The following is a 21,073-nucleotide window of genomic DNA, read 5'->3' as shown; positions in this document are numbered from 1 at the left end:
CTGGCCTGACCTGGCCCTGCGCCGGGCTCCTGTGAGCAGCCGACTTGCGGATTCTCGGCACCTTCTCCACCAACGCCGCCACCGTGGATCTGCGGCACCGCATGACCAAGTGGCAAGACCTCACCCACGACCACGCTGAAGGAAACACCATGAACGCCACCCTGGACGAGCTGCGCCGCCACAGCTCCGGCCGCCGCATCCTGCTCACCGGAGCCGCCATCGTCACCATGGACCCCGCGCTCGGCGTCCTGCCCCGCGCCGACCTGCTCATCGAAGGCGACCGGATCGCCGCCGTCGGCCCGGACCTGCAGGCCGGCGACGCCTTGGTCATCGACGTCACCGGCGCCGTCCTGGCCCCCGGCTTCGTCGACACCCACCGCCACGCCTGGGAGGCGCAACTGCGCCGCATCATGCCGGACGTCAACGACCTCGGCCAGTACGTCACCTCCACCCTGGCCGGCATCGCACCCGCCTACCATCCACAGGACATGTACATCGGCACCCGGCTGGCCGCGCTGACCGCCATCGACGGCGGCATCACCACCATGCTGGACTTCTCCCACAACTCCCGCACCGCCGCCCACTCCGACGCCGCCATCCGGGCGCTGGCCGACACCGGCATCCGCGGCGTGCACGCCTCGATGCGCCCGCACTTCGGCGACTGGGACGGCCAATGGCCCGCCGACCTGACCCGCTTGCAGGACACCTACTTCTCCAGCGGTGGACTGCTCACCCTGCGCCTGGCCACCCTCGCCACCGGCGAGATCGCCGGCCCCGACCTCGCCTACGGCGAACGCCTCGCCCACACCGCCCGCGAGCTGGGGATCGGAGTCAGCATCGACGCCGTCTTCGGCCATCCCTCATCCGAGGCCATCCTCGGATGGGCCAAGAAGGATCTGCTCGGCCCGGCAGTCTCCCTCATCCACTGCACCGGCCTGACCCCCCAGGCATGGCAGGCGATGGCCGACAGCGGCGCCAACGTCGCGCTCGCCCCCACCTCGGATGCGCAGATCGGCCTGGAAAGCGCGATCCCCGCCATCGACGAGGCGCTCGCCGTCGGCATCCGGCCCGGCCTGAGCATCGACGTCGAAGTGGCGCTTGCCAGCGACATGTTCACGCAGATGCGCGCCCTGCACGCCATCCAGCGCATGCGCGCCGTCAACGCCACCTACGGCACCGGCGATCAGCCCAACCGGATCGGCGTGCACGACGTGCTCGACTTCGCCACCCTGCAGGGCGCCAAAAGCATCGGCCTGGGTGACGTGACCGGCTCCCTCACCCCCGGCAAGCAGGCCGACCTGCTCGTCGTCCGCGCCGAAGACCTCAACAACATGCCGCTCAACGACCCCATCGGCACCCTCGTCCTCGGCAGCGATGCGGGCAACATCGACGCCGTCTTCATCGCCGGCCAGATTCGCAAGTGGGCCGGCACCGTCCTCGACGTCGACCTGGCCGCCCTGCGCGAGGACGTGCGCGCCTCACGCGACCGCGTCCTGCGCGCCTCCGGCTTCGGCAACCGCCGGTCCTGACCGGCGCTGCAGATCTGTACGTCCTGACAGGACCCGACGGTCGTTCCGACGAGGCTCGTGGCGAGCGGCCCAGCGCTACACGGGGTGCCGGTAAGAAAGCGGATCGCCTCCCGGTCGAGTCCCGAGACCACGCAGCGGATCTACGCGCTGGTCGGCATCGAAGATGCGAGCCGCGCGGTGAACGAGGGGGCCGGTGACCGTCAGGAACCTATGGGCGGGGCGCCTGCCGAGGACGATGACGACATCGACTCCAGCCTCCTGGCGTTGATCAAGTCCGCGCCGGGCAACGTGAGCCTGGAGTCGATGATGACCGAGATCCGCAAGCTGGCGGCGGGGCGCTCGATCGAGCTGCCGGCCGGGTTGTTCGCCGACGTGGCGCCCAAGGTGCTGGCCGCTTGGCGGGCACGGGCGGCGGTGGAAGCGCCCTCCCACATGCGCACGCATCCGCGCGAGCTGACGGTGCTGCTGCTGGCGGCGCTGGTCCAGGAGCGGGAGCGGGAGATCACTGACGCGCTGGTGGAGCTGCTGATTGCCACGGTGCATCGGATCAAGGCGCGGGCCGACAGCAAGGTGACCAAAGAGCTGATCAACGCGTTCAAGCGGGTGACCGGCAAGGAGAACATCCTGTTCAAGGTCGCCGACGCCGCGCTCGGTCAGCCCGACGATTCGGTCCGCCAGGTCATCTTCCCGGCTGTCAGCGGCGGCGAGCAGACGCTGCGGGATCTGGTGCACGAGTTCAAGACCAAGGGCCCGGCCTACCGAACCACGGTGCAGACCACGCTGCGCGCCTCACACCAACCACTACCGGCGCGGTCTGATCGCGCTGCTTGACACCCTGGAGTTCAAGAGCAACAACACCGCCTTCCAGACGGTGATCGAGGCGCTGAAGTTGATCCGCCGCTACGCCAAGGCGGGCAACGCCACCTACTACCCGCGCGGCGAGGTGGTGCCCGAGCACCGCGGCACCGCTGGTGAGTGGGAGGACCTGGTGTTCAAGAAGGACAAGCGCGGGCGGCGGCGGGTGGTGCGGATGGTGTATGAGATCGTCACCTTCCAGGCGCTGCGCGAGGCCCTGCGGTGCAAGGAGATCTGGGTGGTCGGCGCTCATTCCTTCCGTGACCCGGAGGAGGACCTGCCCAAGGATTTCGCCGCCCGGCGCGTGGAGAACTACGCTGAGCTGCGCAAGCCGCTGGACCCGAAGGACTTCATCGCCGAGTTGAAGGCCGAGATGCGCGCCGAGCTGGAGGCGTTCGATACCGCGCTGCCGAAGCTGGACTGGTTGGCGATCTCCGAGCCGCCGCTGGGGTTCGGTACCGCTGATCGACATGCTGAAGGAGGCGGTGCTGCGCACCGGCTGCCTGAAGGCGGTCACCTCGGTGGCGGGCACCTCCAGCCTCAAGCCCGAGGTCCTGGCCGAGCGGCTGATGCTCACGATCTTCGGATATGGCACCAACACCGGGATCCGGGCCGTGGCCTCCGGTGGCCACGCCCACAGTGAGGACGACATCCGCTACGTGCGGCGCCGCTACCTGACCCCGCAGATCGCCCAGGACATCGCGATCGCCATCGCGAACGCCACCTTCACCGCCCGGGACGTGGAGCTGTGGGGCGAGGGCACGACCACGGTCGCCTCCGACTCCACGCATGTGCGCGCCTACGATCAGAATATTTTCACTGAGTGGCATTCGCGGTACGGCGGTCGCGGCATCCTCATCTACTGGCACATCGAGCGCGGGTCGATGGTGGTGCGCTCCCAGACTCTGCGCGCCTCGGCCTCGGAGTGCACGCGATGATCGAGGGCGCGGTCTGGCACGGCACCACCATGAAGGTCGAGGGCAACTATGTCGACTCCCACGGCCAGACCGAGATCGGGTTCGGCGTGACCCGGCTGCTGGGCTTTGACCTGCTGCCACGCATCAAGCAGATCAACAAGGTCAAGCTGTACCGGGTCGAGAGCGGCGAAAGCGATCTGTACCCGCGGCTGACGCCGGCGATGACCCGGCCGACCGGAGGCGGGCAGCCCGAACTAGCTTCATGATCGGGTAGGGGCCGGTGCGCGCCCGCCTGGCAGGACGGCGCGCATCAGGCCCGGGCCAAGGCCCTTCGTCAGGCGGGCTGTCCTTGGCTCGCCTGATCAAGTCCTCGAAAGTGTGGGCAGGGGCACTGCTTGGCGGTCCAGGGGCTGCTGCTGTCTTTCCGGTAGCGCTCATAGAAGCTCTGGGCGGACTCGTACTGGCCGGTGGTGTACCAGGTCAGCGCCGTCGATCTTTCTCAGCAGGCCGACGCCGCAGGGCTCGCAAATCGCGTAGCGGACTTCCCCGAGCGTCGGATAGTCGTTCCCCGCGGCGATCGCAAACGCATACCAGAGGGTTGACGAGCGGGAGAATTCACGCTTGCTGGGCGTGGCGGTGGCGTGCGTGATCGCGTCCGCTCTGATGCGGCTGGCGGCGTCATACAGCTTCCACGCCAGGTCGGTGTCGCGACCGGCGGCGGTGGTCGGTGACCGGCCCGAGAGCTTCACCGTGTCTTGGGCCAGCAGCGCGGCCAGGTGGCTCTTCCACGCTTCGGCGAAGGCGGAGGTCCTGCGCTGTTCGTCCTCCTGCTCGCCCACGGTCCGGTAGTAGGCCTCCCGCACGATCGCCTGCGCGGCTGCCCGCCGTAGGTGCCCTTTGAGGTCATCGAGGTTGCCTGGCCGCCGCACCGCGTCGGCCATCTCCTGCAGCCGGGTGAGCAGGCCGCGCAGTCCCGTCGGTCGCGGGGGTGCCGGTGCCGGCCACGACGCGGGCAAGGGCTCCAGCAGCAACCGCATCACCATGCCAGCACCGTAGTGCGCGGCCTCGTGCGAGGGCACCGGGTCAGAGATCCTCGATATAGCCGGCGGCCGTGAAGGCCTCGTCGGCTACAAGTTCCGCACCGTCGCCGTGCCGTTGATCTGCGGTATCGCTTATTGACACGGCAACAGCCTCCGGCGCCGTCCCGGGGCGCCGCTGCGTTTCGGAGATCGTCAGCCCCATGAACTGAGGTCGACGGCGTCGTCGCGGCCGCCAGCTTCGCGCCCGGCACTTGAGCCCTGGGGGCGGCCAGAGCCATTCGGGTTACCGTCGTGCTCGTGGACGCCTCCCAGACCCCCGCCCCTGACGGCCAGCCCGAAAGCGACAGGGCCACGGCCGAGATGTTCTACCAGTTCGCCGGGCAGGCCTACGGCAGCATCGGCTACGAGAACAAGACCGCGGCTGAGCTGGCCGATCGGAGTGCCGGCGAGCTGCTGGCTGATGCGCAGCTGTCGATGCTCCAGGCGATCTACCACGAGCTGCGTCACGGCCATGACCTGGCGGCGGCCCAGACGGCGGCGTTGGCGGAGCACTCCGCAGCGTTGAGCGATCACGCCGATCAGATGGCCAGGCTGGGCGGCGATCTGAGGGGCCACGGCGACGCGCTCGACCGCCACCGGTAGCGGCAGCAGCCGGAAGTCTGCCGATCGTCATGGGCGCATCACTGGAGCATGAGGAGCCGCGCGGCGGTCCGCGGTCGCCGTTCTCCTGGTGTGGAACCTCACGGAGAAGAAGTCCGAGCTCCGTCCTCGTCGTCGATCAGCAGGAAGTCGGGCCGGCTCTCGCGCCACTCGGGCACGTCCATCGAGTTGAGTACGGAGATCAGCTTCTTCTCCTCATAGATGAAGTGCGTCTGCATGATCGCCGACAGCGCGTCCACCTCCTCGCGCACCTTAGAGGCCGTGGCCGGGTCCGGTTTCTCCGGGAGGGACTCGAGCAGTTTCTGCAGATTCCCCAGCAGCCAGTCCAGCTGGTTATGGTCGGTGCGCAGGTCGGAGAGCACCTTGCGCAGCTCGGGGAACTCCTCGGCGATCGCCGGGAACGCGCCCTTGTCCTCGCCGGTGTGGTGGCGCGTCAACGCCGTGCAGAAGGAAAGGCAGTGGGCACGGAGGTCCCGTGGCGGAAGCCCCTTGCCGTCGAAGTAGTCGTCGACGCTGTCCTGGAGGTCTTCCAGCATCTCGCGGAGCCAGACATGCACTTCGAGCAACTGTGTGCCCAGGGCGGTGAGGCGGCTGCCCGCCTCGGAACGTGCATTCATGCTCTCCTCCGGATGGGTGACGCCTTGGGGGCGTGGACGCGTGATTCAGAGCCAGGGTGATCATCATGTCTGGTCCTGTGCGAGGGGTGCTTGGTTGATCCACTCTGCGATGCGGCGGAGCAGGGTGGTGGCGATAGGGAGGACGGTGGCGTGTAAGGCTGGGGCACACTGTCGTAGATGTCGAGATAGACGTTTCCTCCGGCGGCGGAGACGGCTTCGGCGAGGCGCCGCGCGTCGTCGAGAAGCACTTCTTTCGAGCCCACCGCGAGCAGCAGCGGCGGCCGCCCGTCAAGCTCGCCGTGGGAGGGGAGACTGAGGTGCTCGGTCCGGCTGTGCCCTGGCCAGATACGGCCTTGGAACGGAAACGTACGCTAGCACCTCCCGCAGACCCCGCCTGTGAACCCGCCACGGCCTGGGCGAACGGGCTTGGCGTACGTTTTCGTTCCATCCGGATTTCCGGCCTCGACGCTACTGCCTTGATCGCCTCGTACTCCGACTCGTGGTTCTCCCGGGACTCGCCCAGCAGCCGCAACGCGCGCTGCCGAAACTCCGGCGGGAAGTGACGTGGCATAGCTCCATCCTCCAAGAGAAGTTGGAACTAAACCCAGGACGGTTCACCTGCACCGCCACGTGAGGTCGTACGCGGACACAGGGGTGCGGCGAGTGAGCACGCGGCGTCGTCGGCGGTCAGCCGCGCCGGTGCCGCGGCAGCAGCAAGCTGACCACCGCGATGGCCAGGCCGAGCCCGGCCGCCATGAGGAAGACCAGGCCATATCCGGCGGCGAGGGCGGCGGCCGGGGAGCCCTCGCCGGCCTCCGACGCAGCTCTGGCGCCGGCAGCCGTCGCGAGCACCGCCAGGCCGATCGACCCGCCCGCCTGGCTGGCGGTTTGGGCCAGGCCGCCGATGATCCCCGCATCGCCCTCGGGAGCGTCAGCGGTCGCCACGGCCATGAGAGTGGGGAAGGTCAGCCCGATGCCGACCGCGATGAGCAGCGTAGGCCCGAGCACGCTGGTGACATAACCGCTGCCGGCATGAGCCAGGGAGAGCCAGCCGAATCCGGCCAGGAAACAAGCGCTGCCGGACAGCAACAGAGGCCGCACGCCGGTGCGCGGCAGCAGGACGGCGGCCCACCGCGCGATCACCATGAACATCACCGCCGCGGGTGTCTGCCCGAGCCCGGCTTGAAGCGCGCTGTAGCCGAGGACGTTCTGCAGGAAGAGCGACGTGAAGTACCACATCGCGATGGCGACTCCGCCGAACAGCAGCAGCATGCCGTTACCGACCGCCACCCCCCGGATCTTGAACAGCCGCAGCGGCACTATCGGCTGGGTGGCGAAGCGCGCCTCCACCGCGGTGAAGACGACGAGCAGGAGCAGGCCCGCCACGACTGGCCCGATGACCAGCCCGGACGACCAGCCGTGATCGGCGCTCTGCATGACCCCGTAGATCAGCGCGGCCAGCCCCGCCGTCCCGGCGACCGCGCCCGTGAAGTCGAGCGACTCTCGCCAGCTGCTTCGCGTGCCAGCCAGCGACATTATCGCCGCGACGATCAGCACCGCGCCGATGGGCACGTTGATGAGGAAGACCCACCGCCACGACAGGCCGGTGGTGATGGCGCCGCCCGCGATCGCGCCGGCCAGCCCGCCCACACCGCCCGCGGCGGACCATGCGCCGAATGCCTTGGCACGCGCGTTCGGCTCGGTGAAGCTGGTGTTGATCACGGCCAGCGTCCCCGGGGCCATCATGGCGGCTCCGATGCCCTGCGCGAGGCGGGCCGCCACCAGGACCTCCGGAGCGGTTGCCAGGCCGCCGACCAGACTCGAGGCGGAGAACAACAACAGCCCGGCGGCCAGCATCCGGCGCGGGCCGTACAGGTCGGCGGCGCGGCCACCCAGCAGCATCAAGCCGGCGAAGGTGAGCAGGTAGCCGTTCACCACCCAGGCCAGGCCGGTGGGTGTAAAGCCGAGGTCCTCGCGGACCGAGGGCAGGGCCACGTTCACGATGGACGAATCCAGGATCACCATGAACTGGCAGGCACACGCCAACGCCAGGACCAACCAGGCGGGCCCGGTGTGCGGCCTGGCCCGCTGCGTCTCGATGTTGGTCGTCATGACTCACTCCCGGCCAACCCGCCGCTCACACGGTCCGGGAGGCCGTAGCGGCCAGGGCTTCGCGGGCGTTCCCCTTGCCCGCGGCGGCATCAGTGACGCGCCCGCTTCCCAGCAGCCGGATTGTGATCCGGGCCAACCGCTGCCCCTGGTACCTGGCCGCTTCCAGCACCGCGGCGTCCGGGCCGTCTCCGGTCGGGCCGGTCACATGCGAGGTGCCATAGGGGTTGCCACCGGCGGCGTACACGGCCGGATCGGTGAATCCAGGCGGGACGATCAGCGCCCCCCAGTGGTAAAAGACGTTGCCCAGCGACAAGATGGTGGCCTCGCTGCCGCCGTGCCGGTTGAATGCCGAGGTGAAGGCCGTGACCGGCTTGTCGGCCAATCCGCCTTCGTGCCACAACCCGCCGGCCTGGTCGATGAACTGCTTGAGCTGCGCGGCAGGAGCGCCGAACCGCGTCGGCGTCCCGAACGCGAATGCATCGGCCCACGCCAGGTCATCGATCGAGGCCTCGGGGATCGACCCGGCGGCATTGGCGTGCTGCCGCCACAGCGGGTTCTGGTCAATCGCGCTGTCGGGAGCCAGCTCGGCGACCCGCCGCAGCCGCACCTCGGCCCCGGCCGAGGCGGCGCCCTCGGCGACGGCCTGCGCGAGCGCGTGCACGCTGCCTGTCGCGCTGTAGTAGATGACGGCGACCTTCACGGTCATGCCCGGCTCCTCATTGTCGAGTAAGATTGGTTACGTGCATAATAGTTATGTGCATAACCAATGTGTCAAGGAGAAGCCCATGGACTTCGAACACGCCGACGCCCTCAACCAGGCCATCCGCCTGTTGAGCCTGCGCCACCGGGCCAGGGCCGCATCACTGCTGGCCCCGCTCGGCCTGCACACCGGTCAGGAGGCGCTCCTGCTCCAGCTCGACCGGACCGGCCCGATGATCCAGGCACAGCTCAGCGAGGCGCTCGGTTGCGAGCCGCCCAGCGTCACGCTCATGACCCGCAAGCTCGAAGCCGGCGGCCACATCCGCCGCACACCCGCCCCCTCCGACAAGCGCGCCAGCATCGTCGAACTCACCGACAGCGGCAAAGCTCTGGCCGACCAGGTCAAGCAGCTTTGGTGCGCTCTGGCGGAGGAGACCGTGGGCGGCCTGCCCGCCGAAACGGTGGCAGAACTCCCCGGCATCCTCAAAACCTTGACCGACAACGTGGACACCAGGCGCCCCACCACCCAGGCGGCGCTGGCACGGTCTAGCGCCGTGCGCTCACCCAGCAAGGCTTCCTAGATAACCGTTGTTATCTGGCAAGATAGCGATCACGTACCAGGCACGAGCTGGACGGGCGCCGCCCGGCAGGCACGCTTCATTTCCCGGTTATCTGGCAACCTTGCGGATCAGGGAGGTCGACACGGTGGATCCGGTCATCGCCGAGCAACTCGGCCTCGCCCACCCGCTCGCCCGCCACCTCGACGACTTTTCACCGACCTGGCCAACGCTGGCGCCTCCGCGCACACCCGGCGCGCCTACCGCGGTGACCTGATCGCCTTCGCCGCCCACCACGGCGAGGACATCGCCGAGCTGACCGCCGCGCCGATCCGCACCTACCTGGCCGAGCTCGCCGACCTGTCGCCAGCCACCCGCAAGCGCAAGCGCGCCGCCGTCGCCTCCTTCGCCAAATGGGCCGTCCGCCACGACCTCCTGCACGGGGGCGGCCGGAATACGCCAGAAAGGGGCCGTGAGCTGCTGTAGTCGCAGTCAGCGGGTTCGGCAGTAGGCGCGACCGTCCCTGCAAGGTGGTCCAGGGTCAACGGGTTCGGCGACGTTGGGCGGGGTCTGCTTCGGCGGTGATGCGCGCAGAGGTCTCCTCGCCCAAGCGCACATAGCGGCCGAGGCTGGCCAGGTGCTGGTGGCGGGCTCTTGGCCTGCAACTCCGGGGCGGTACGCCCGGCCTGGGCGAGATGCTGCAGCGCACTGTGGCGAAGCTGATGCAACGTCCACCCCTGGCGGTGCGGGTCGAGCTTGGCGGAGGCGGTCTTGAACAGGTACTCGGCGCGTGGATAGGACAGCCGGCCCCGCCCGGTGAGGGGGCAGATGTCGGCGGCCGCGGGTGCGCGAGAGCCGGAGGCAGGGGCGCGCCGGTCGGCCAGGAACACCGGCCCGGCGGTGCCGCCGGCCAGCAGGCGGGGCAGGATGCGGGCGGTGGGGAGTGGCCCAGTGCACGTACTCGATGGCGTCCCCGTTGCTGGTGACGCGGGCGCGGCGGAACTCCAGGTCGAGGTCTTCGATGTTGAGGGTGAGGATTTCCTCGGCGCGGGCGGCGGTGTCGTACAGGAGCCGCCACAGGACTCTTTCGCGCAGCGCGTGGGCGGGGTCAGTGAAGAGTGTCTCCAGTCGGGTGCGCGGGATGGCGCGGTCGCCGCGGCGGGCGCTGTTGCGGCGCTCCAGGCGCCGGGCCGGGTTGGTGACGAGCAGTTCCTGGCGCTGGGCCCCAGGTGGTGAAGGAGACCAGGGTGGATAGATGCCGGTTCCAGGTGGCCGCGGTCGCGGTGTTCCAGCGGTCCATCACCGCGGCGTACTGCTCCGGGGTCAGTTCGGCGACGGGATGGCTCGGGCCGGTGATAGCGCTGAGGTGAGGGTCTCGGCGTAGCCGGCGCGGGTGGTGGCCGCGGTGCGGGACTCCAGGAAGCGCTCGACCGCTGCGGCGGTCGTTGAGCCGGTGGGGTCGGGTGGGCTGGGGAACGCCACGACGGGCACGGGCCGTCCTCCTGCACGTGGATGTGACACATAATGTTGCCGAGTCGCCCGCGGCGCGGCGGAGGCCGAGCTGGGGGGACAGAATCCGGCGGTCGCCGGTGTGACAGATAATTCATCTTCTGTGTCACATCTTCCGGCCCCCCGTTGCTCCTGCAGGGTGCACTCCGGCGAGCGCAAGGGTGAGCAGCCGGTCGGCCTGGGCCACGCCGTCGGGTTCCTGCTCAACGGCCAGGCAGATGGCGTTGACAAGTTTGAGCAGGTCCGTGATCGAGACATCGGGCCGTGCGGCGTTCGCCCGGCATGCGCGGGCCAGCAAGTCCGCCCCGGCATTGGTAATCATCGTGTGGCAGGTGGCGCCCAGGGTCGGATCGCCCTCGTGGGCTCCCCGCATCAGCGAGGCGGCCAGGCCCCGGTTGGACACGGCGTGCCTGGCGATGGCTCCCAGCCAGGTCGCCAGCGCCTGTCCGGGGTCGGGGTCGGCGGCCAGGTCGGCGGCAGTGGCGCACAGGGCCTCGACCTTGTCCCGGAAGACGGCCTCCAGCAGTCGCTGCCGGGAGGGGAAGTGGCGGTGCAGCGTGGCCGAGCCGACGCCCGCGCGCCGGGCGATCTCCTCCAGGGACGCCTCGGCTCCGTGCTCGGCGATGGCCTCGGCGGCTGCGGCCAGGATGCGGTCGTAGTTGCGGCGTGCGTCCGCGCGCATCGGACGCGTGGGCGAGGTCGTACGGCTGTCGGGCGGCATGTGTTCTCCGGCGGGCTTGCAAAAACGGGGTGGCCCTCCATATCGTACTCACCCAGAACCGGAGGGCCACCCCAGTTAAGCGGGTGGCCGCCGCATGCCTACGATCTGGAGACACATCGTGAAGACCATCGTGGTGGTGGGGGCGACCGGCCTGCAGGGCCGGGCCGTGACAGCACAACTGCTCGCCGACGGCTGGCAGGTACGGGCGGTGACGCGCGATCCGGACGCCGCAGCGGCGCGCGCGCTGGCGCAGGCGGGCGCCGAACTCGCCCGCGCCGAGATGGACAACCTCGCCTCACTCATCGCCGCCGCCGAAGGCGCCTACGGCCTGTTCAGCGTGCAACCCACCGTCGGCTCCCCGGGCACCCCGGCGGGCTTCACGGCCGAGGACGAGGTCCGCTGGGGCCGCAACGTCGCCGACGCGGCCCACGCCGCCGGCGTGCGCCACCTGGTCTACGCCTCGCTCGCCGGCGCCGGCCGCCACAACACCGAGAAACTGCCGAGCAACACCATCAACAAGTGGCGGATCGAACAGCACATCACCCGCCTGGGCCTGCCCGCGACCTTCCTGCGCCCGGTCTCCTTCATGGAGAACTACACCGGCTCCTACCACCTGCACGACGGCACCGTGGCCACCGCGTTCGCCGCCGACGTGCCCCAGCAGATCATGGCCGTCGACGACGTCGGCGCCTTCGCCGCGCTGGCCTTCGCCCAGCCGGGCGAGTGGATCGGCCGCGCGGTCGACCTGGCCGGGGACGAACTGACCCCACGCCAGATCGCCGCCGCCATCTCCGAGGGCGTCGGCCGGCCGCTGCCCTACGTCCAGATCCCGATCGAGGCGATCGCTCAGCTCGGCGCGGAATTCGCCTACGCCTACACCTGGCTCAACGAACGCGGCTACCGCGCCGACGTCGCCTTCACCCGCGCGCTGCACCCCGGCCTGATGGACCTGCGCACCTGGCTGCAGCGGACCGGAGCGGCCCAGATCGCCGGTTTCCTGGCCGCCCAGGACACTGCCGAGCAGGACCGATGAACGCGCTCGACCTCGGCCGGGTCGGCATCTGGGCGGGCGAGATGGACCGCTATCCCGCCCTCGCCTTGCGTCAGGCCGCCGCCGCCATCGACGACCTCGGCTATCCGGCCCTGTGGTTTCCCGAGACGACCGGCCGCGAGGCGATGACCCAGGCCGCCCTGCTGCTGTCGGCCACCCGGCAGACGGTCATCGCCACCGGCACCGCCAGCATCTACGCCCGCGACGCGGTCAGCGCCGCGGCTGCGCAGCGCACCCTTGCCGAGGCCTTCCCCGGGCGGTTCCTGCTCGGCCTCGGCGTCAGCCACCCCGCCCTGGTCACCGACGTGCGCGGCCATCGCTTCGGCCCGCCGGTGGCGACCATGCGCGCCTACCTGGACGCGATGGATGCCGCCCCGTTCGGCCCGCCGATCCCCGCACCGCCCAGCGTCCCGGCCGCTGGGCCCGAAGATGCTCCAGCTCGCCGCCGAACGCGCCTGCGGCGCCCACCCGCTGGGCATGCCGGTCGAGCACACTCGCCGGGCCAGAAGCCTGCTCGGGCCGCAAGCGCTGCTGGCGGTCACCCAGCTCGTCGTCCTGGACTCATCCCGCGCTCGCACGGCCGAGCTGGCCCGGGCCCACGCGGCGGCCGCCCTGCCCAACCGGCTCGCGCTGCTGCGTGACCTGGGACCGGCGGGCCCGAGGACATCGCTCCTGATCAACCCCGATCCAGGAACAGGCTAGGACGTGCCGGTCCGTCATCGTGCCCACATTTAGAACGGGGATCAGGCCAGAGCCGCTGCGAACAACACTCGTGGTTCCAGGTCCAACCGGGTGTTGGGAGTGTCCTCCGGAGGGCTGAGGTTGAGGGTCCAGTTCCCGAACCGGCGGACGGTGTGGGTGATGTAGGGGGAAACGGTCGCCAGGTCGCCCAGATCGACAGGTTGTCCCTCGGCGGCGATGTCGTTGGCGGCGTCGGTGATGTCCAGGGCTGTTGAGTACATGACGCAGTTGGCGAGCAACTCGTTGAATTTGATGACCTTCTCCTGGTAGTCGGGGTCGTTGTGGCCGATGAGCTTGCCGCCGAACATCAGCCAGTCGGCGAAACCGTGGAAGGCCTCGTTCCGGTTGGTGACCTTGGTGATTTGCTCCCGCAGCTGCGGCTCGGACAGATAGCGCAGCAGCGTAATGGTGCGGATCGCCCGGCCGAGCTCCCTGAATGCCCGGTACAGGCGGTTCTTGCGGGAGTGGTTGCCCAGCCGGCGCAGCAGCGTGACCGAGGACATCCTGTTCTCCCGGATGGAGATCGCGGTGCGCAGCAGGTCCGTCCAATGGGCTTCGATCAGGTCCCAGTCGACCGCCTCGTCCCCTAGAAGATCAGGTCGTGCCAGTTGCGGATGCGAGGGAGCAAGTCGAACCCCAGGAGCGCGGCCAGGCCGAAGACCGGCAGCGACTGGCCTTGGGTGTCGGCGCGGATGGTATCGGGCTGGACGTCGGAGGTATTCTTCAGCAGGCCCTCGATGATGTAGACCGCCTCCCACACCCCGCACGGGATGAAGTGGCTGAACAGGGCGACGTAGGTGTTAGAGATATGCCGGTAGGCGATGCCTCCGTAGCCCCCGTACCGGATGGACGTTTCCGCGAGGAGATTGTTCTCCCACGTGTCGATCTGCGAGCCGTCCGCGGCGACGGTCTTCCCGTCGCCCCACACGCCGGCCACGTCCAACTTGCTGAAGGCGTTGATGACCGTGGCCGACGCTTTCTCAATCTTGCCGGCGGTGGCGTGCTTGTTGCCTGCCAGTGAGACTGACCTTGCCGCGCATGTGTGCCGCGACCTGGGACGGGCCGAGGAGCGTACCATGCGCGAACACCGTCAGCACGTAGCGAGCCAAGGCCTCTTTGATCTTCGGATCCGAGCCGGAGGCCGGACCGAAGTGATGGTGCCAGCCCAGCAGATAGGCGGTGCGCGTGAGGATGTCCAGCAGCGCCCGCTGCGGCAGCCGGTCATGGACCGCAGCCTCCAACTCGAGCGCCTCCGGCCGACGCTCGACGCCCTTGCGACGCTTGAGCATCGGACAGACACCCTCCAGCACCAGATCGGTGTTGGAGGAATACCCGGCATCGACGCTCTGCGCGAGGGCGGCAAGCTTGTCGCGGAAGAAGGCGGTCAGCTGCGACGGCTCGGACGGGATCCCGGCCTCCTCGCAGAACCGGGTCACCAGCGGCTCACACTCCTGCCAGGACATCAGCTGTTCGTGCAGGTTGGCGTAGGACTCCGGCCCCGCCACCGCGATGTCCCCAGACCGCAGCTCCGCCGCCAGGTTCGAGAACACGCACCCCGGCTTGTGCTTGTCCCGCAGGATCTTCTTCCACATCGCCGAGGCGAAGCCGTCGATGTCGATCGACAGCGTCACCGTGACCGGTTGCCCGTCCGCGCCCACCCGCTCGACCATCAGCCGCTCCGGCACAAACCTTCGCGCCACGCAGCGCCCGCAGGAACTCCACGGCGTCAATGACGCTGCGGTCGGCGCTGGTCGACTCCAGCGTAATCGCGTTCACCAGCGTGAACAGCGCCGCACGGTGGGGCCCGTAGTACTGCTCCAGCAGCGGCAGGTAATTGTTGCCGTGATGGGCCGACACCGCCTCATGCGCCGCGGCCACCGTCTCTACCCCCCCTGCCTTCTCCAGCGTCTTGAGCACCCACCGGCCGGCCCGCTCCGCCACCTCACGCGTGTCCGGCGCTAGGCCCTCGACCGAGGCATCACCGTTGCTCTCGGCCGACGCCTCCTCCTCAGGGGCGGTGGCCTCGCGAACCATGGACAGGACGTCGCCGAAGACGCCCAACAGCCGCTCCGATTCGGCCCGATGCGCCTCCCGCAGGGCGTCCAGGCGCTCGCGCCCCTTCTTGTGGATCGCGGCCATCCGCTTGCAGAACATCGTCACCACGTCATCGCGGACACTGGTCCGGACCGCATGCACAAAACACACAATCAGCGTCAGCCGCTTTTCCTCATTGGTGATCTTCTTCATGTCGGCAACGTAGGTGACCCGCGCTTCCCCAGCGAAATGAGCGATCTTCCCTGGCGGTACGCCATCCAGCCACACCTCGGTCGGCCCGATCGCGTCGATCCCCTCCAGCAGCTCCAGGCGCTGCTTGAACTTGCCCAGCGACGCGGCCTGCGCCACATCCTTCAAACGGTCGAACTCACTGCGCCGACTGATCGGATCCACCACCAGCATCCGCGCCAGCCTGGCCTTGGCCCCAGCACCGAGCCGCCCAGCGACGCTCTGGTAGAAGCCGTTGTTGACCTCAGTGCGAATCGTCGAGGCCATCGCATCCAGCGTGGTGTAGCCCGGCAGCTCACAGCGCGCCCGAACCAACTCCTCCAACGCCACGTTGATCAAGTCGGCGGGATTGTCCTTCGTCAGGACCGCCCTGCGAATCGCCTCCTCGGCGACCTTCCGGACCCCAGCCCCGTCATAGACGACCTTCATCCGCTTGCGGACGAACTCCCGATGCCGCTTGGCCGACCGAACCGCCGCACGCTTCAGCGCTACGTCCTCGCCGAGTCCCAGAATGTCCCTTACATGCCGCACCACCAGCAGCGGCGCATCCTCAACCTTCGGGAAGTACCCCAGCCGCTGGTAGGACTTCAACCACACCACCAGGGCCAGCAGATGCTGCTGATCCTGCGTCTTGGTCCGCGCCCACTCCGCCTCGGCATCCGTAGGCGTGAACGCCTCAGATAGCTCCCGCCCCGACACCACGCGGCCAAATCGTGGATACGCCGTCCGATCGACCGAGGTCACAGCCAACCCCCGCAGACGCGGCCAACAAGACGCCGCCAACCCTAATGATCAGCCATCAACCCCGCGGCCCCTTTCCGGCGTATTCCGGCCGCCCCCGAACCTGCGCGTCCGGGTCAGCTACCTCTGGGAGAACTGATCCCGGCCCCGTGACGATGCGGGCGGTCCAAGGGGCCGCCCGCATCCGCGTGACTTCGGTGCTCCTACCGGCCATCGCCAACCTCGGGCAGGGCCACCGCCCTGCCTGATCGACGCGCTCAGCCCCGCACCTGGACACCCTCGTGATCGGACTGCACGCCAAGATCGACGACGCGGGCCGCCGGGATCTCCCGGCTGCCCTGACAGCCGCCCAAGCTCGGGAGGGACATGACACATCGCCCGCTTCCGCAGCATGTCGGCGAGATCAACGGCCGCTCGCCCAGGCTGAAGCGCGCCGGCCGCCACTGGCGACCTGAGTCTGCCCGTCCCCTTTCCGAAGCGTCCCCGCCGGCGACGACCGGGGCACCGGCCGGGGCACCTGCCGGGGCAGCTTCGGCGACGATCAGCTCTTCCAGCTTGCCGACCGACCCAAGCGACAAGCGCTCCACGGTCGTGGCGGTGAAGTTCCGCTCGAACATCGCCTCGGCCGCGCCCAGCACGCGTTCAATCCGGGTCGTCTTCGGCGGCTCGATCCTGTCTTCGCGACAGCGCGCCGGCAGCGCACCGCGCAGCCGATCCGGCGACATCTCCACCCGACAGACCTTGGTGGCCAGCCGGTCCACTGCCAGCCGCCAGCGCTCGCTGTCGCAGGTGGCCCCGCCCTGATCATGCGCGGTCAGGGCATCGACGACTTCATCGAGAGTGAAGCCGAGCTCTTGCAGCGCCACCGGCCTTCCACAGGCGTCGAAAAAGTGATATCACTTTGGTAGCAAGATGAAGTCATGGAGAAGGGACGGACGATGGCGAACACATCGGGCGAGGTCGCACTTGAGGCCGCCGTCGTGGACATGCCCGTACCGCACACGAGCGAGCGCCCGGTGCGGGCGGCCAACGGGTTGGTGATGCTGGGGGTGGCGACGGCGCTGGACCTGGCCGGGATCGCGCTGCTCGTCGTGGGGATCGTCATGCTCGCCTCGGGGGCCGGGCAAGGCGGCCTGTGGGTGGTCATCGTGAGCATCCTGATGATCCTGCTCGGATTCTTCACGTACTTCGGCCTCACCGCGGTGGCGCCGGGCGAGGCCAGGGTGGTGCAGCTGCTGGGCCGATACGTCGGCACCCTGCGCACCCCCGGCTTCCACTGGGTCAACCCGATCACGGTGCGCCGGCGGGTGTCCACGAGGATCCGCAACCACGAGACGGACGTGACGAAGGTCAACGACGCGGACGGCAACCCGATCCAGATCGCGACCGTGGTGGTCTGGCAGGTGCAGGACACCGCGCAGGCGGTCTTCGAGGTGGACGACTTCGTCGAGTTCGTGGCCATCCAGGCGGAGACAGCCGTGCGGCACATCGCGGGCAGCTATCCGTACGACGCGCACGGAGAGCCCAGGCTGTCCCTGCGAGACAACGCCGACGAGATCAACGAGCGGCTGTCCACGGAGCTCGCGGCCAGAGTGTCGTCCGCCGGGGTGAAGGTCATCGAGTCCCGCATCATCCATCTGGCGTACGCGCCCGAAATCGCCCACGCCATGCTGCGCCGCCAGCAGGCGGGCGCAGTGGTGGCGGCCCGGCAGCGGATCGTCGAGGGGGCGGTCGGCATGGTGGAGATGGCCCTGGCCAAGCTCGCCGAGCACGACGTGGTCGAGCTGGACGAGGAGCGCAAGGCGGCCATGGTGAGCAACCTGCTCGTGGTGCTGGTCGGTGACCGCGACACCCAGCCCGTGCTCAACACGGGCACGCTCTACCACTAGTCACCGTGGAGCGGAAGAAGATCCTGCTGCGGCTTGACCCGGTGGTTCACGACGCGCTGGCCAGGTGGGCGTCCGACGAGCTGCGCAGCACGAACTCCCAGATCGAGTTCCTGCTGCGCAGGGCCCTTTCCGAGGCCGGACGCCTGCCTGACGGGGTGGGGCGGATGCGCCCACGCGGACGGCCGAGGAAGGCGCCAGAGGACGGCACAGGGGACGACACAGATCAGGAAGAAGAGGAGCGGGCGGATGGAGACGCAAGTGGAGCAGGGTGAGTCACTCGCCCGATCGGCCTTCCTACTTGCCTTCGACCTGCGGAAGGAGAAGCTGACCCAGGGGGGCGAGCTGGGCTACCTGCTGCGCGCGGCCACCCTCGCCGAGCTTCTGCTGGCGGGCAATCTGGCGGACGAGTCGGGCAAGGCGCGAGCCCTCACCGCCCCGGCCGCCGAGCCGGGTTCCCTGCGGGCCGTGGTCTGGGAGCAGATCTCGAACTCGCCGCCCCGCTCGTGGCGGCGGTGGGTGCAGAAGGACAGCGGCAAGGCGGTCCGCATGGTACGCGACGAGCTGGCGGCCGCCCGGATGATCAGCGTGGAGCGGCGCCGGATCCTGCTGTTCTCGGTCGAGCGGATCACGCCGCGCAAGGCGTACCTGTCGCGCAGGCTGGCCGAGCGCGTCAGCCGGGCCATCCGCGGCGGCCAGCCGGTCGGACACCTGGATGAGGACGTCCGAATTCTGGCGGCGCTGGCCACGGCGGCCCGGCTCAAGACGGTGGTTCACTCCTGGCGGGAGACGCGTCTGCGCCGGAACCGGATCCAGCAGCTGTCCGCGCCCGTCGAGCCGATCGCGACCGCATTGCGTAAGAGCGTCGAGGCGGCCAAGTCGGCGTACGGAGAGGGCTGACACGACGAGTCACGGCGGCTCCCACCGCCGGCTTCTCGGAGGAGGTCACTTGACCACGTCATCGAAGCCCCGGACCTGGCCGGGGCGCGATCGCAGTTTGGCGGCTCATCGCACAGTTCTTACCCGGCGCCCCGACTGCCAGGGCGAACGGCTCGGAAGCCGCGATCGACCCATGATGAAGAAGAGGACCTGATGCTCGAGATCAGCGAGCTGCGCAAGCACTTCGCGGGCGGGCCCCGACGCTCCCGGCGGCAAGCTCGCCCTGGATGGGATCAGTTTCGTCCTACGCCCGGGCGAGATGTTCGGGTTCGTCGGCGCGAACGGCGCGGGCAAGTGCAGTCGCTCTCGCTGGGCAACCAGCAGCGTGTGCAGCCGGCGGTGGCGCTGGTGCACCGCCCCGAGGTGCTGGTGGACGAGCCGTTCTCGGGCCTCGACCCGATCGCGGTGGAGGCGCTGGCCGCGGTGTCGCAGGAGCGGCGCAGGGGAGGGGTGCCGGTGATCTTCTCCAGCCACCAGCTGGAGCTGGTCGAGCGGCAGTGCGACTCGGTCGGCATCCTCTCGGCCGGCCGGATGGTGGCCACGGGCGCGGTGGCCGAGCTGCGCTCGGCCGAGGGCAACACGGTCCGCGTGGTCGTCCGCGACGCCGCCCCTGGCTGGGCGGACGGTCTGCCGGGCACGGTCAGCGTGAACGGTGACCGGCACGTCCTGCGTACGACGGACGGCGATGATCAGGAGATCCTGCGTCGCGCCGTCAAAGCCGGACGCGTCGAGCACTTCGGCGTCGAGCAGCCGACCCTCACCGAGATCTTCAAGGAGGCCGTGGCGTGAACGGATTGATGCTGGTCGCCCGCCGCGAGGTCGTGACGCAGATCCGCACGAAGGCGGCGTCGCGGCCGAGGCGCTTCATCTCGTAGACGACAGCACGCGGCAGTGCGGGGCGTGGGCCTTGATCTCGCGGGCGAGGGTGAGCGCGGCCTCGAACTGGGGCGTACCCGGTCGGTGTCTGCGGGAATGCGGGTGCTGATCTTCTCGGAGAAGATCTTGTCGCGTGGGATGCCGTGCGCGCTGAGCGCGTCCAGCTGCGACCGGAGCTCCTGGATGAGGTGGCTGCAGCGGGCGTACCCGATGCGGATGTCCGCGCTGGGGGTGTCCGCATCGGGCGCGGCCGGCGGCGGGGTGCCGGCCCGCCAGGGCTGGCCGGGGCCGCGGTCGGCTGGGGTCGGCACCCGCAAGAGCTTGGCATGCCGGGCGACCTTCTTGAAGCGGCCGGTGTGGTAGATCCCCGCGACCGCACCCGAGCGGGATCGGCAGGGCGAGCCGGGCTGTACGCCGCAGCGCGGGCAGCGATCCTGCTCCGGAAAGGGTCGTTTCGAGAAGACGTGATCCTGGACGTCACGCGTTCGACGGCGCGGGGCGCATGCCTTCAAGCAGGGTGTCAAGGTAGCGGTGGGCGGTTTCGGTCTTGTCAGCGGGTGTGCCGCCGTGGACGTTCACGGCATGGGCGATGCCGCACATGAGCGCGACCAGGTCGCGGGCGGCGAGGTCGGGGCGGACGGCTCCGGCGTCACGAGCCCGGTCGAGGAGCGTGGTGCCGGCCGACGCGAGTGACTCTTTGAGTTCCGTGGTCCGCGGCAGGGCGTCCACGGCGGCGGCGGCGACCGGGGGCAGGGCGGCGTCGGTGAGCTGTGCTTCGACGACGCGGGACAGGAAACTCTCCAGCGCCCGCCAGGGGTCGGCGTCGGCCAGGGCCTGCTCGCCATCGCCGGCGAGGGCTTCGAGGCAGGGGGCGGCGACGGTCTCCAGCAGTGCCTCGGGGGTGGGGAAGTGCCGGTAGACGGTGGCGACCCCGAGGCCGGCCCGGCGTGCGACATCGTTGAGCTGCAGGGGGGCGCCCTGGTCGACCAGGTCGCGGGCGATCGCGACGATCCGCTCCCAGTTGCGGGCGGCGTCCTTGCGCAGCGGTGTGGTCGTCATGGGGAAGTGTCCAGGTTGCTGGTCTTGGTTCGCTGGCTGGTCGGGTGATCATAGCGCGGGCGTTCCCGGGCGGGCGGCTGCGGGCGGTGGGTGGGCTGCCCGGCCCGCCCACCGCCCGGGTCAGCGAGCGTCGTTCTGCTTGGCGAGGAAGCCGGTGATGGTCTCCAGCCACTGGTTCGGCTGTTCCAGGAAGGGCAGGCCCGGTGGCGAGCTCGGCGATCTGCGCGCCCGGGATGGCGGTGGCCAGTTCGTACTGGAGTGCGGCCGGTATCAGGGGGTCG

Annotated in this window: 25 protein-coding genes and 3 pseudogenes; 15 read left to right on the top strand and 13 right to left on the bottom strand. The window is 69.4% G+C overall.

The features are described from left to right. The first annotated feature begins 44 nt into the window (after positions 1-44). The 3 genes and pseudogenes from DQW85_RS00585 (at position 45) to DQW85_RS00575 (ending at position 3,567) form a co-directional block, all read left to right on the top strand. Positions 45-1,529, top strand: a complete 1,485-nt coding sequence (locus DQW85_RS00585; RefSeq protein ID WP_240196829.1) for an amidohydrolase family protein — start codon at positions 45-47, stop codon at positions 1,527-1,529. An 84-nt stretch (positions 1,530-1,613) separates the two neighbouring features. Then, the gene (locus tag DQW85_RS00580) at positions 1,614-2,360 is read left to right on the top strand and encodes a hypothetical protein (protein WP_162794616.1); all 747 of its coding nucleotides are present in this window, start codon (positions 1,614-1,616) and stop codon (positions 2,358-2,360) included. A gap of 494 nt (positions 2,361-2,854) precedes the next feature. Then, positions 2,855-3,567: pseudogene (locus DQW85_RS00575) on the top strand (Tn3 family transposase). 168 nt (positions 3,568-3,735) lie between these two features. Here DQW85_RS00575 and DQW85_RS00565 read toward each other — a convergent pair. Further along, complete coding sequence (locus DQW85_RS00565) at positions 3,736-4,380, bottom strand: hypothetical protein (RefSeq protein ID WP_113698524.1); 645 nt, start codon at positions 4,378-4,380, stop codon at positions 3,736-3,738. Positions 4,381-4,384: 4 nt separating this feature from the next. Then, entirely contained in the window at positions 4,385-4,543 is a 159-nt protein-coding gene (locus DQW85_RS43965) for a hypothetical protein (protein ID WP_162794615.1), read from the bottom strand. A gap of 95 nt (positions 4,544-4,638) precedes the next feature. On the opposite strand from DQW85_RS43965, the gene DQW85_RS00560 reads away from it, so the two are divergent. Beyond that, positions 4,639-4,983 (top strand): hypothetical protein, encoded by a 345-nt coding sequence (locus DQW85_RS00560; RefSeq protein WP_162794614.1) that lies wholly within the window; start codon positions 4,639-4,641, stop codon positions 4,981-4,983. A 98-nt stretch (positions 4,984-5,081) separates the two neighbouring features. Here DQW85_RS00560 and DQW85_RS00555 read toward each other — a convergent pair whose 3' ends face one another. The 3 genes from DQW85_RS00555 to wrbA all read right to left on the bottom strand — a co-directional run bounded on the left by DQW85_RS00555 (position 5,082) and on the right by wrbA (position 8,436). Next, a complete protein-coding gene (locus tag DQW85_RS00555; RefSeq protein WP_113698522.1) occupies positions 5,082-5,618 on the bottom strand; it encodes a hemerythrin domain-containing protein in 537 nt (178 codons plus the stop codon). 687 nt (positions 5,619-6,305) lie between these two features. After that, the gene (locus DQW85_RS00545; RefSeq protein ID WP_113698521.1) at positions 6,306-7,730 is read right to left on the bottom strand and encodes an MFS transporter; all 1,425 of its coding nucleotides are present in this window, start codon (positions 7,728-7,730) and stop codon (positions 6,306-6,308) included. A 25-nt stretch (positions 7,731-7,755) separates the two neighbouring features. Beyond that, complete coding sequence (wrbA, locus tag DQW85_RS00540; protein ID WP_113698520.1) at positions 7,756-8,436, bottom strand: NAD(P)H:quinone oxidoreductase; 681 nt, start codon at positions 8,434-8,436, stop codon at positions 7,756-7,758. Between the two features lie 79 nt (positions 8,437-8,515). Here wrbA and DQW85_RS00535 point away from each other — a divergent pair, with 79 nt between their 5' ends. The 4 genes from DQW85_RS00535 (at position 8,516) to DQW85_RS43960 (ending at position 10,222) form a co-directional block, all read left to right on the top strand. After that, positions 8,516-9,010 (top strand): MarR family winged helix-turn-helix transcriptional regulator, encoded by a 495-nt coding sequence (locus DQW85_RS00535; protein ID WP_113698519.1) that lies wholly within the window; start codon positions 8,516-8,518, stop codon positions 9,008-9,010. A gap of 100 nt (positions 9,011-9,110) precedes the next feature. Further along, positions 9,111-9,263 (top strand): hypothetical protein, encoded by a 153-nt coding sequence (locus DQW85_RS46325; RefSeq protein WP_240196828.1) that lies wholly within the window; start codon positions 9,111-9,113, stop codon positions 9,261-9,263. Then, positions 9,209-9,472 (top strand): site-specific integrase, encoded by a 264-nt coding sequence (locus DQW85_RS48015; protein ID WP_420819130.1) that lies wholly within the window; start codon positions 9,209-9,211, stop codon positions 9,470-9,472. The genes DQW85_RS46325 and DQW85_RS48015 overlap by 55 nt, the downstream gene beginning before the upstream one ends. Before the next feature lie 465 nt (positions 9,473-9,937). Continuing rightward, the gene (locus DQW85_RS43960) at positions 9,938-10,222 is read left to right on the top strand and encodes a hypothetical protein (protein WP_162794613.1); all 285 of its coding nucleotides are present in this window, start codon (positions 9,938-9,940) and stop codon (positions 10,220-10,222) included. An 87-nt stretch (positions 10,223-10,309) separates the two neighbouring features. Here DQW85_RS43960 and DQW85_RS43955 read toward each other — a convergent pair whose 3' ends face one another. Together DQW85_RS43955 and DQW85_RS00520 are read right to left on the bottom strand one after the other, a co-directional pair. Beyond that, complete coding sequence (locus DQW85_RS43955; protein WP_162794612.1) at positions 10,310-10,477, bottom strand: hypothetical protein; 168 nt, start codon at positions 10,475-10,477, stop codon at positions 10,310-10,312. A 124-nt stretch (positions 10,478-10,601) separates the two neighbouring features. After that, positions 10,602-11,177 carry a TetR/AcrR family transcriptional regulator gene (locus DQW85_RS00520; RefSeq protein ID WP_113698543.1) on the bottom strand — a complete coding sequence of 192 codons (576 nt, stop codon included), beginning with the start codon at positions 11,175-11,177 and terminating at the stop codon, positions 10,602-10,604. Positions 11,178-11,334: 157 nt separating this feature from the next. Between DQW85_RS00520 and DQW85_RS00515 the strand changes: the two genes are divergently transcribed. Beyond that, a complete protein-coding gene (locus DQW85_RS00515) occupies positions 11,335-12,249 on the top strand; it encodes an NmrA/HSCARG family protein (protein WP_205314762.1) in 915 nt (304 codons plus the stop codon). After that, positions 12,246-12,908 (top strand): LLM class flavin-dependent oxidoreductase, encoded by a 663-nt coding sequence (locus DQW85_RS00510; protein ID WP_113698517.1) that lies wholly within the window; start codon positions 12,246-12,248, stop codon positions 12,906-12,908. The genes DQW85_RS00515 and DQW85_RS00510 overlap by 4 nt, the downstream gene beginning before the upstream one ends. A gap of 102 nt (positions 12,909-13,010) precedes the next feature. Here DQW85_RS00510 and DQW85_RS47480 read toward each other — a convergent pair whose 3' ends face one another. The 4 genes and pseudogenes from DQW85_RS47480 to DQW85_RS00500 form a co-directional block, all read right to left on the bottom strand. Continuing rightward, entirely contained in the window at positions 13,011-13,544 is a 534-nt protein-coding gene (locus DQW85_RS47480; protein WP_275888153.1) for a Tn3 family transposase, read from the bottom strand. A gap of 50 nt (positions 13,545-13,594) precedes the next feature. Beyond that, positions 13,595-14,297: pseudogene (locus tag DQW85_RS47475) on the bottom strand (Tn3 family transposase). 154 nt (positions 14,298-14,451) lie between these two features. Further along, positions 14,452-16,035: a DUF4158 domain-containing protein gene (locus DQW85_RS45470; RefSeq protein ID WP_205314759.1), complete on the bottom strand. Its 1,584-nt coding sequence runs from the start codon at positions 16,033-16,035 to the stop codon at positions 14,452-14,454. A gap of 254 nt (positions 16,036-16,289) precedes the next feature. Next, positions 16,290-16,898 carry a hypothetical protein gene (locus tag DQW85_RS00500; protein ID WP_113698516.1) on the bottom strand — a complete coding sequence of 203 codons (609 nt, stop codon included), beginning with the start codon at positions 16,896-16,898 and terminating at the stop codon, positions 16,290-16,292. A 72-nt stretch (positions 16,899-16,970) separates the two neighbouring features. Between DQW85_RS00500 and DQW85_RS00495 the strand changes: the two genes are divergently transcribed. The 5 genes from DQW85_RS00495 (at position 16,971) to DQW85_RS43950 (ending at position 20,096) form a co-directional block, all read left to right on the top strand. Continuing rightward, the gene (locus tag DQW85_RS00495) at positions 16,971-17,921 is read left to right on the top strand and encodes an SPFH domain-containing protein (protein WP_113698542.1); all 951 of its coding nucleotides are present in this window, start codon (positions 16,971-16,973) and stop codon (positions 17,919-17,921) included. A gap of 5 nt (positions 17,922-17,926) precedes the next feature. After that, positions 17,927-18,193 (top strand): type II toxin-antitoxin system antitoxin, encoded by a 267-nt coding sequence (locus DQW85_RS00490; RefSeq protein ID WP_113698515.1) that lies wholly within the window; start codon positions 17,927-17,929, stop codon positions 18,191-18,193. Then, positions 18,168-18,818: a GPP34 family phosphoprotein gene (locus DQW85_RS00485; protein ID WP_113698514.1), complete on the top strand. Its 651-nt coding sequence runs from the start codon at positions 18,168-18,170 to the stop codon at positions 18,816-18,818. The genes DQW85_RS00490 and DQW85_RS00485 overlap by 26 nt, the downstream gene beginning before the upstream one ends. A 333-nt stretch (positions 18,819-19,151) precedes the next feature. Further along, positions 19,152-19,646, top strand: a complete 495-nt coding sequence (locus tag DQW85_RS00480; RefSeq protein ID WP_205314758.1) for an ABC transporter ATP-binding protein — start codon at positions 19,152-19,154, stop codon at positions 19,644-19,646. Between the two features lie 111 nt (positions 19,647-19,757). Continuing rightward, positions 19,758-20,096: a hypothetical protein gene (locus DQW85_RS43950; RefSeq protein ID WP_162794611.1), complete on the top strand. Its 339-nt coding sequence runs from the start codon at positions 19,758-19,760 to the stop codon at positions 20,094-20,096. Here the strand turns inward: DQW85_RS43950 and DQW85_RS48010 are convergent. Next, positions 20,096-20,245, bottom strand: a pseudogene (locus tag DQW85_RS48010) (hypothetical protein); the annotation flags it as partial. The gene DQW85_RS43950 and the pseudogene DQW85_RS48010 overlap by 1 nt on opposite strands. After that, positions 20,211-20,792 carry a TetR/AcrR family transcriptional regulator gene (locus DQW85_RS00470; protein ID WP_113698513.1) on the bottom strand — a complete coding sequence of 194 codons (582 nt, stop codon included), beginning with the start codon at positions 20,790-20,792 and terminating at the stop codon, positions 20,211-20,213. The pseudogene DQW85_RS48010 and the gene DQW85_RS00470, both read right to left, overlap by 35 nt. Between the last annotated feature and the right edge of the window lie 281 nt (positions 20,793-21,073).

It is taken from the genome of Nonomuraea lactucae, from assembly GCF_003313395.1.
Lineage (GTDB): Bacteria > Actinomycetota > Actinomycetes > Streptosporangiales > Streptosporangiaceae > Nonomuraea > Nonomuraea lactucae.
This window is presented reverse-complemented; position numbering and strand designations above follow the sequence as displayed.

Coding starts and splice junctions, on each gene's coding strand:
- DQW85_RS43965 (WP_162794615.1), bottom strand. CDS start 4,543: ATGGGGCTGACGATCTCCGAAACGCAGCGGCGCCCCGGGACGGCGCCG.
- DQW85_RS00555 (WP_113698522.1), bottom strand. CDS start 5,618: ATGAATGCACGTTCCGAGGCGGGCAGCCGCCTCACCGCCCTGGGCACA.
- DQW85_RS00545 (WP_113698521.1), bottom strand. CDS start 7,730: ATGACGACCAACATCGAGACGCAGCGGGCCAGGCCGCACACCGGGCCC.
- wrbA (WP_113698520.1), bottom strand. CDS start 8,436: ATGACCGTGAAGGTCGCCGTCATCTACTACAGCGCGACAGGCAGCGTG.
- DQW85_RS00535 (WP_113698519.1), top strand. CDS start 8,516: ATGGACTTCGAACACGCCGACGCCCTCAACCAGGCCATCCGCCTGTTG.
- DQW85_RS00520 (WP_113698543.1), bottom strand. CDS start 11,177: ATGCGCGCGGACGCACGCCGCAACTACGACCGCATCCTGGCCGCAGCC.
- DQW85_RS00510 (WP_113698517.1), top strand. CDS start 12,246: ATGAACGCGCTCGACCTCGGCCGGGTCGGCATCTGGGCGGGCGAGATG.
- DQW85_RS00495 (WP_113698542.1), top strand. CDS start 16,971: ATGGCGAACACATCGGGCGAGGTCGCACTTGAGGCCGCCGTCGTGGAC.
- DQW85_RS00485 (WP_113698514.1), top strand. CDS start 18,168: ATGGAGACGCAAGTGGAGCAGGGTGAGTCACTCGCCCGATCGGCCTTC.
- DQW85_RS00470 (WP_113698513.1), bottom strand. CDS start 20,792: ATGACGACCACACCGCTGCGCAAGGACGCCGCCCGCAACTGGGAGCGG.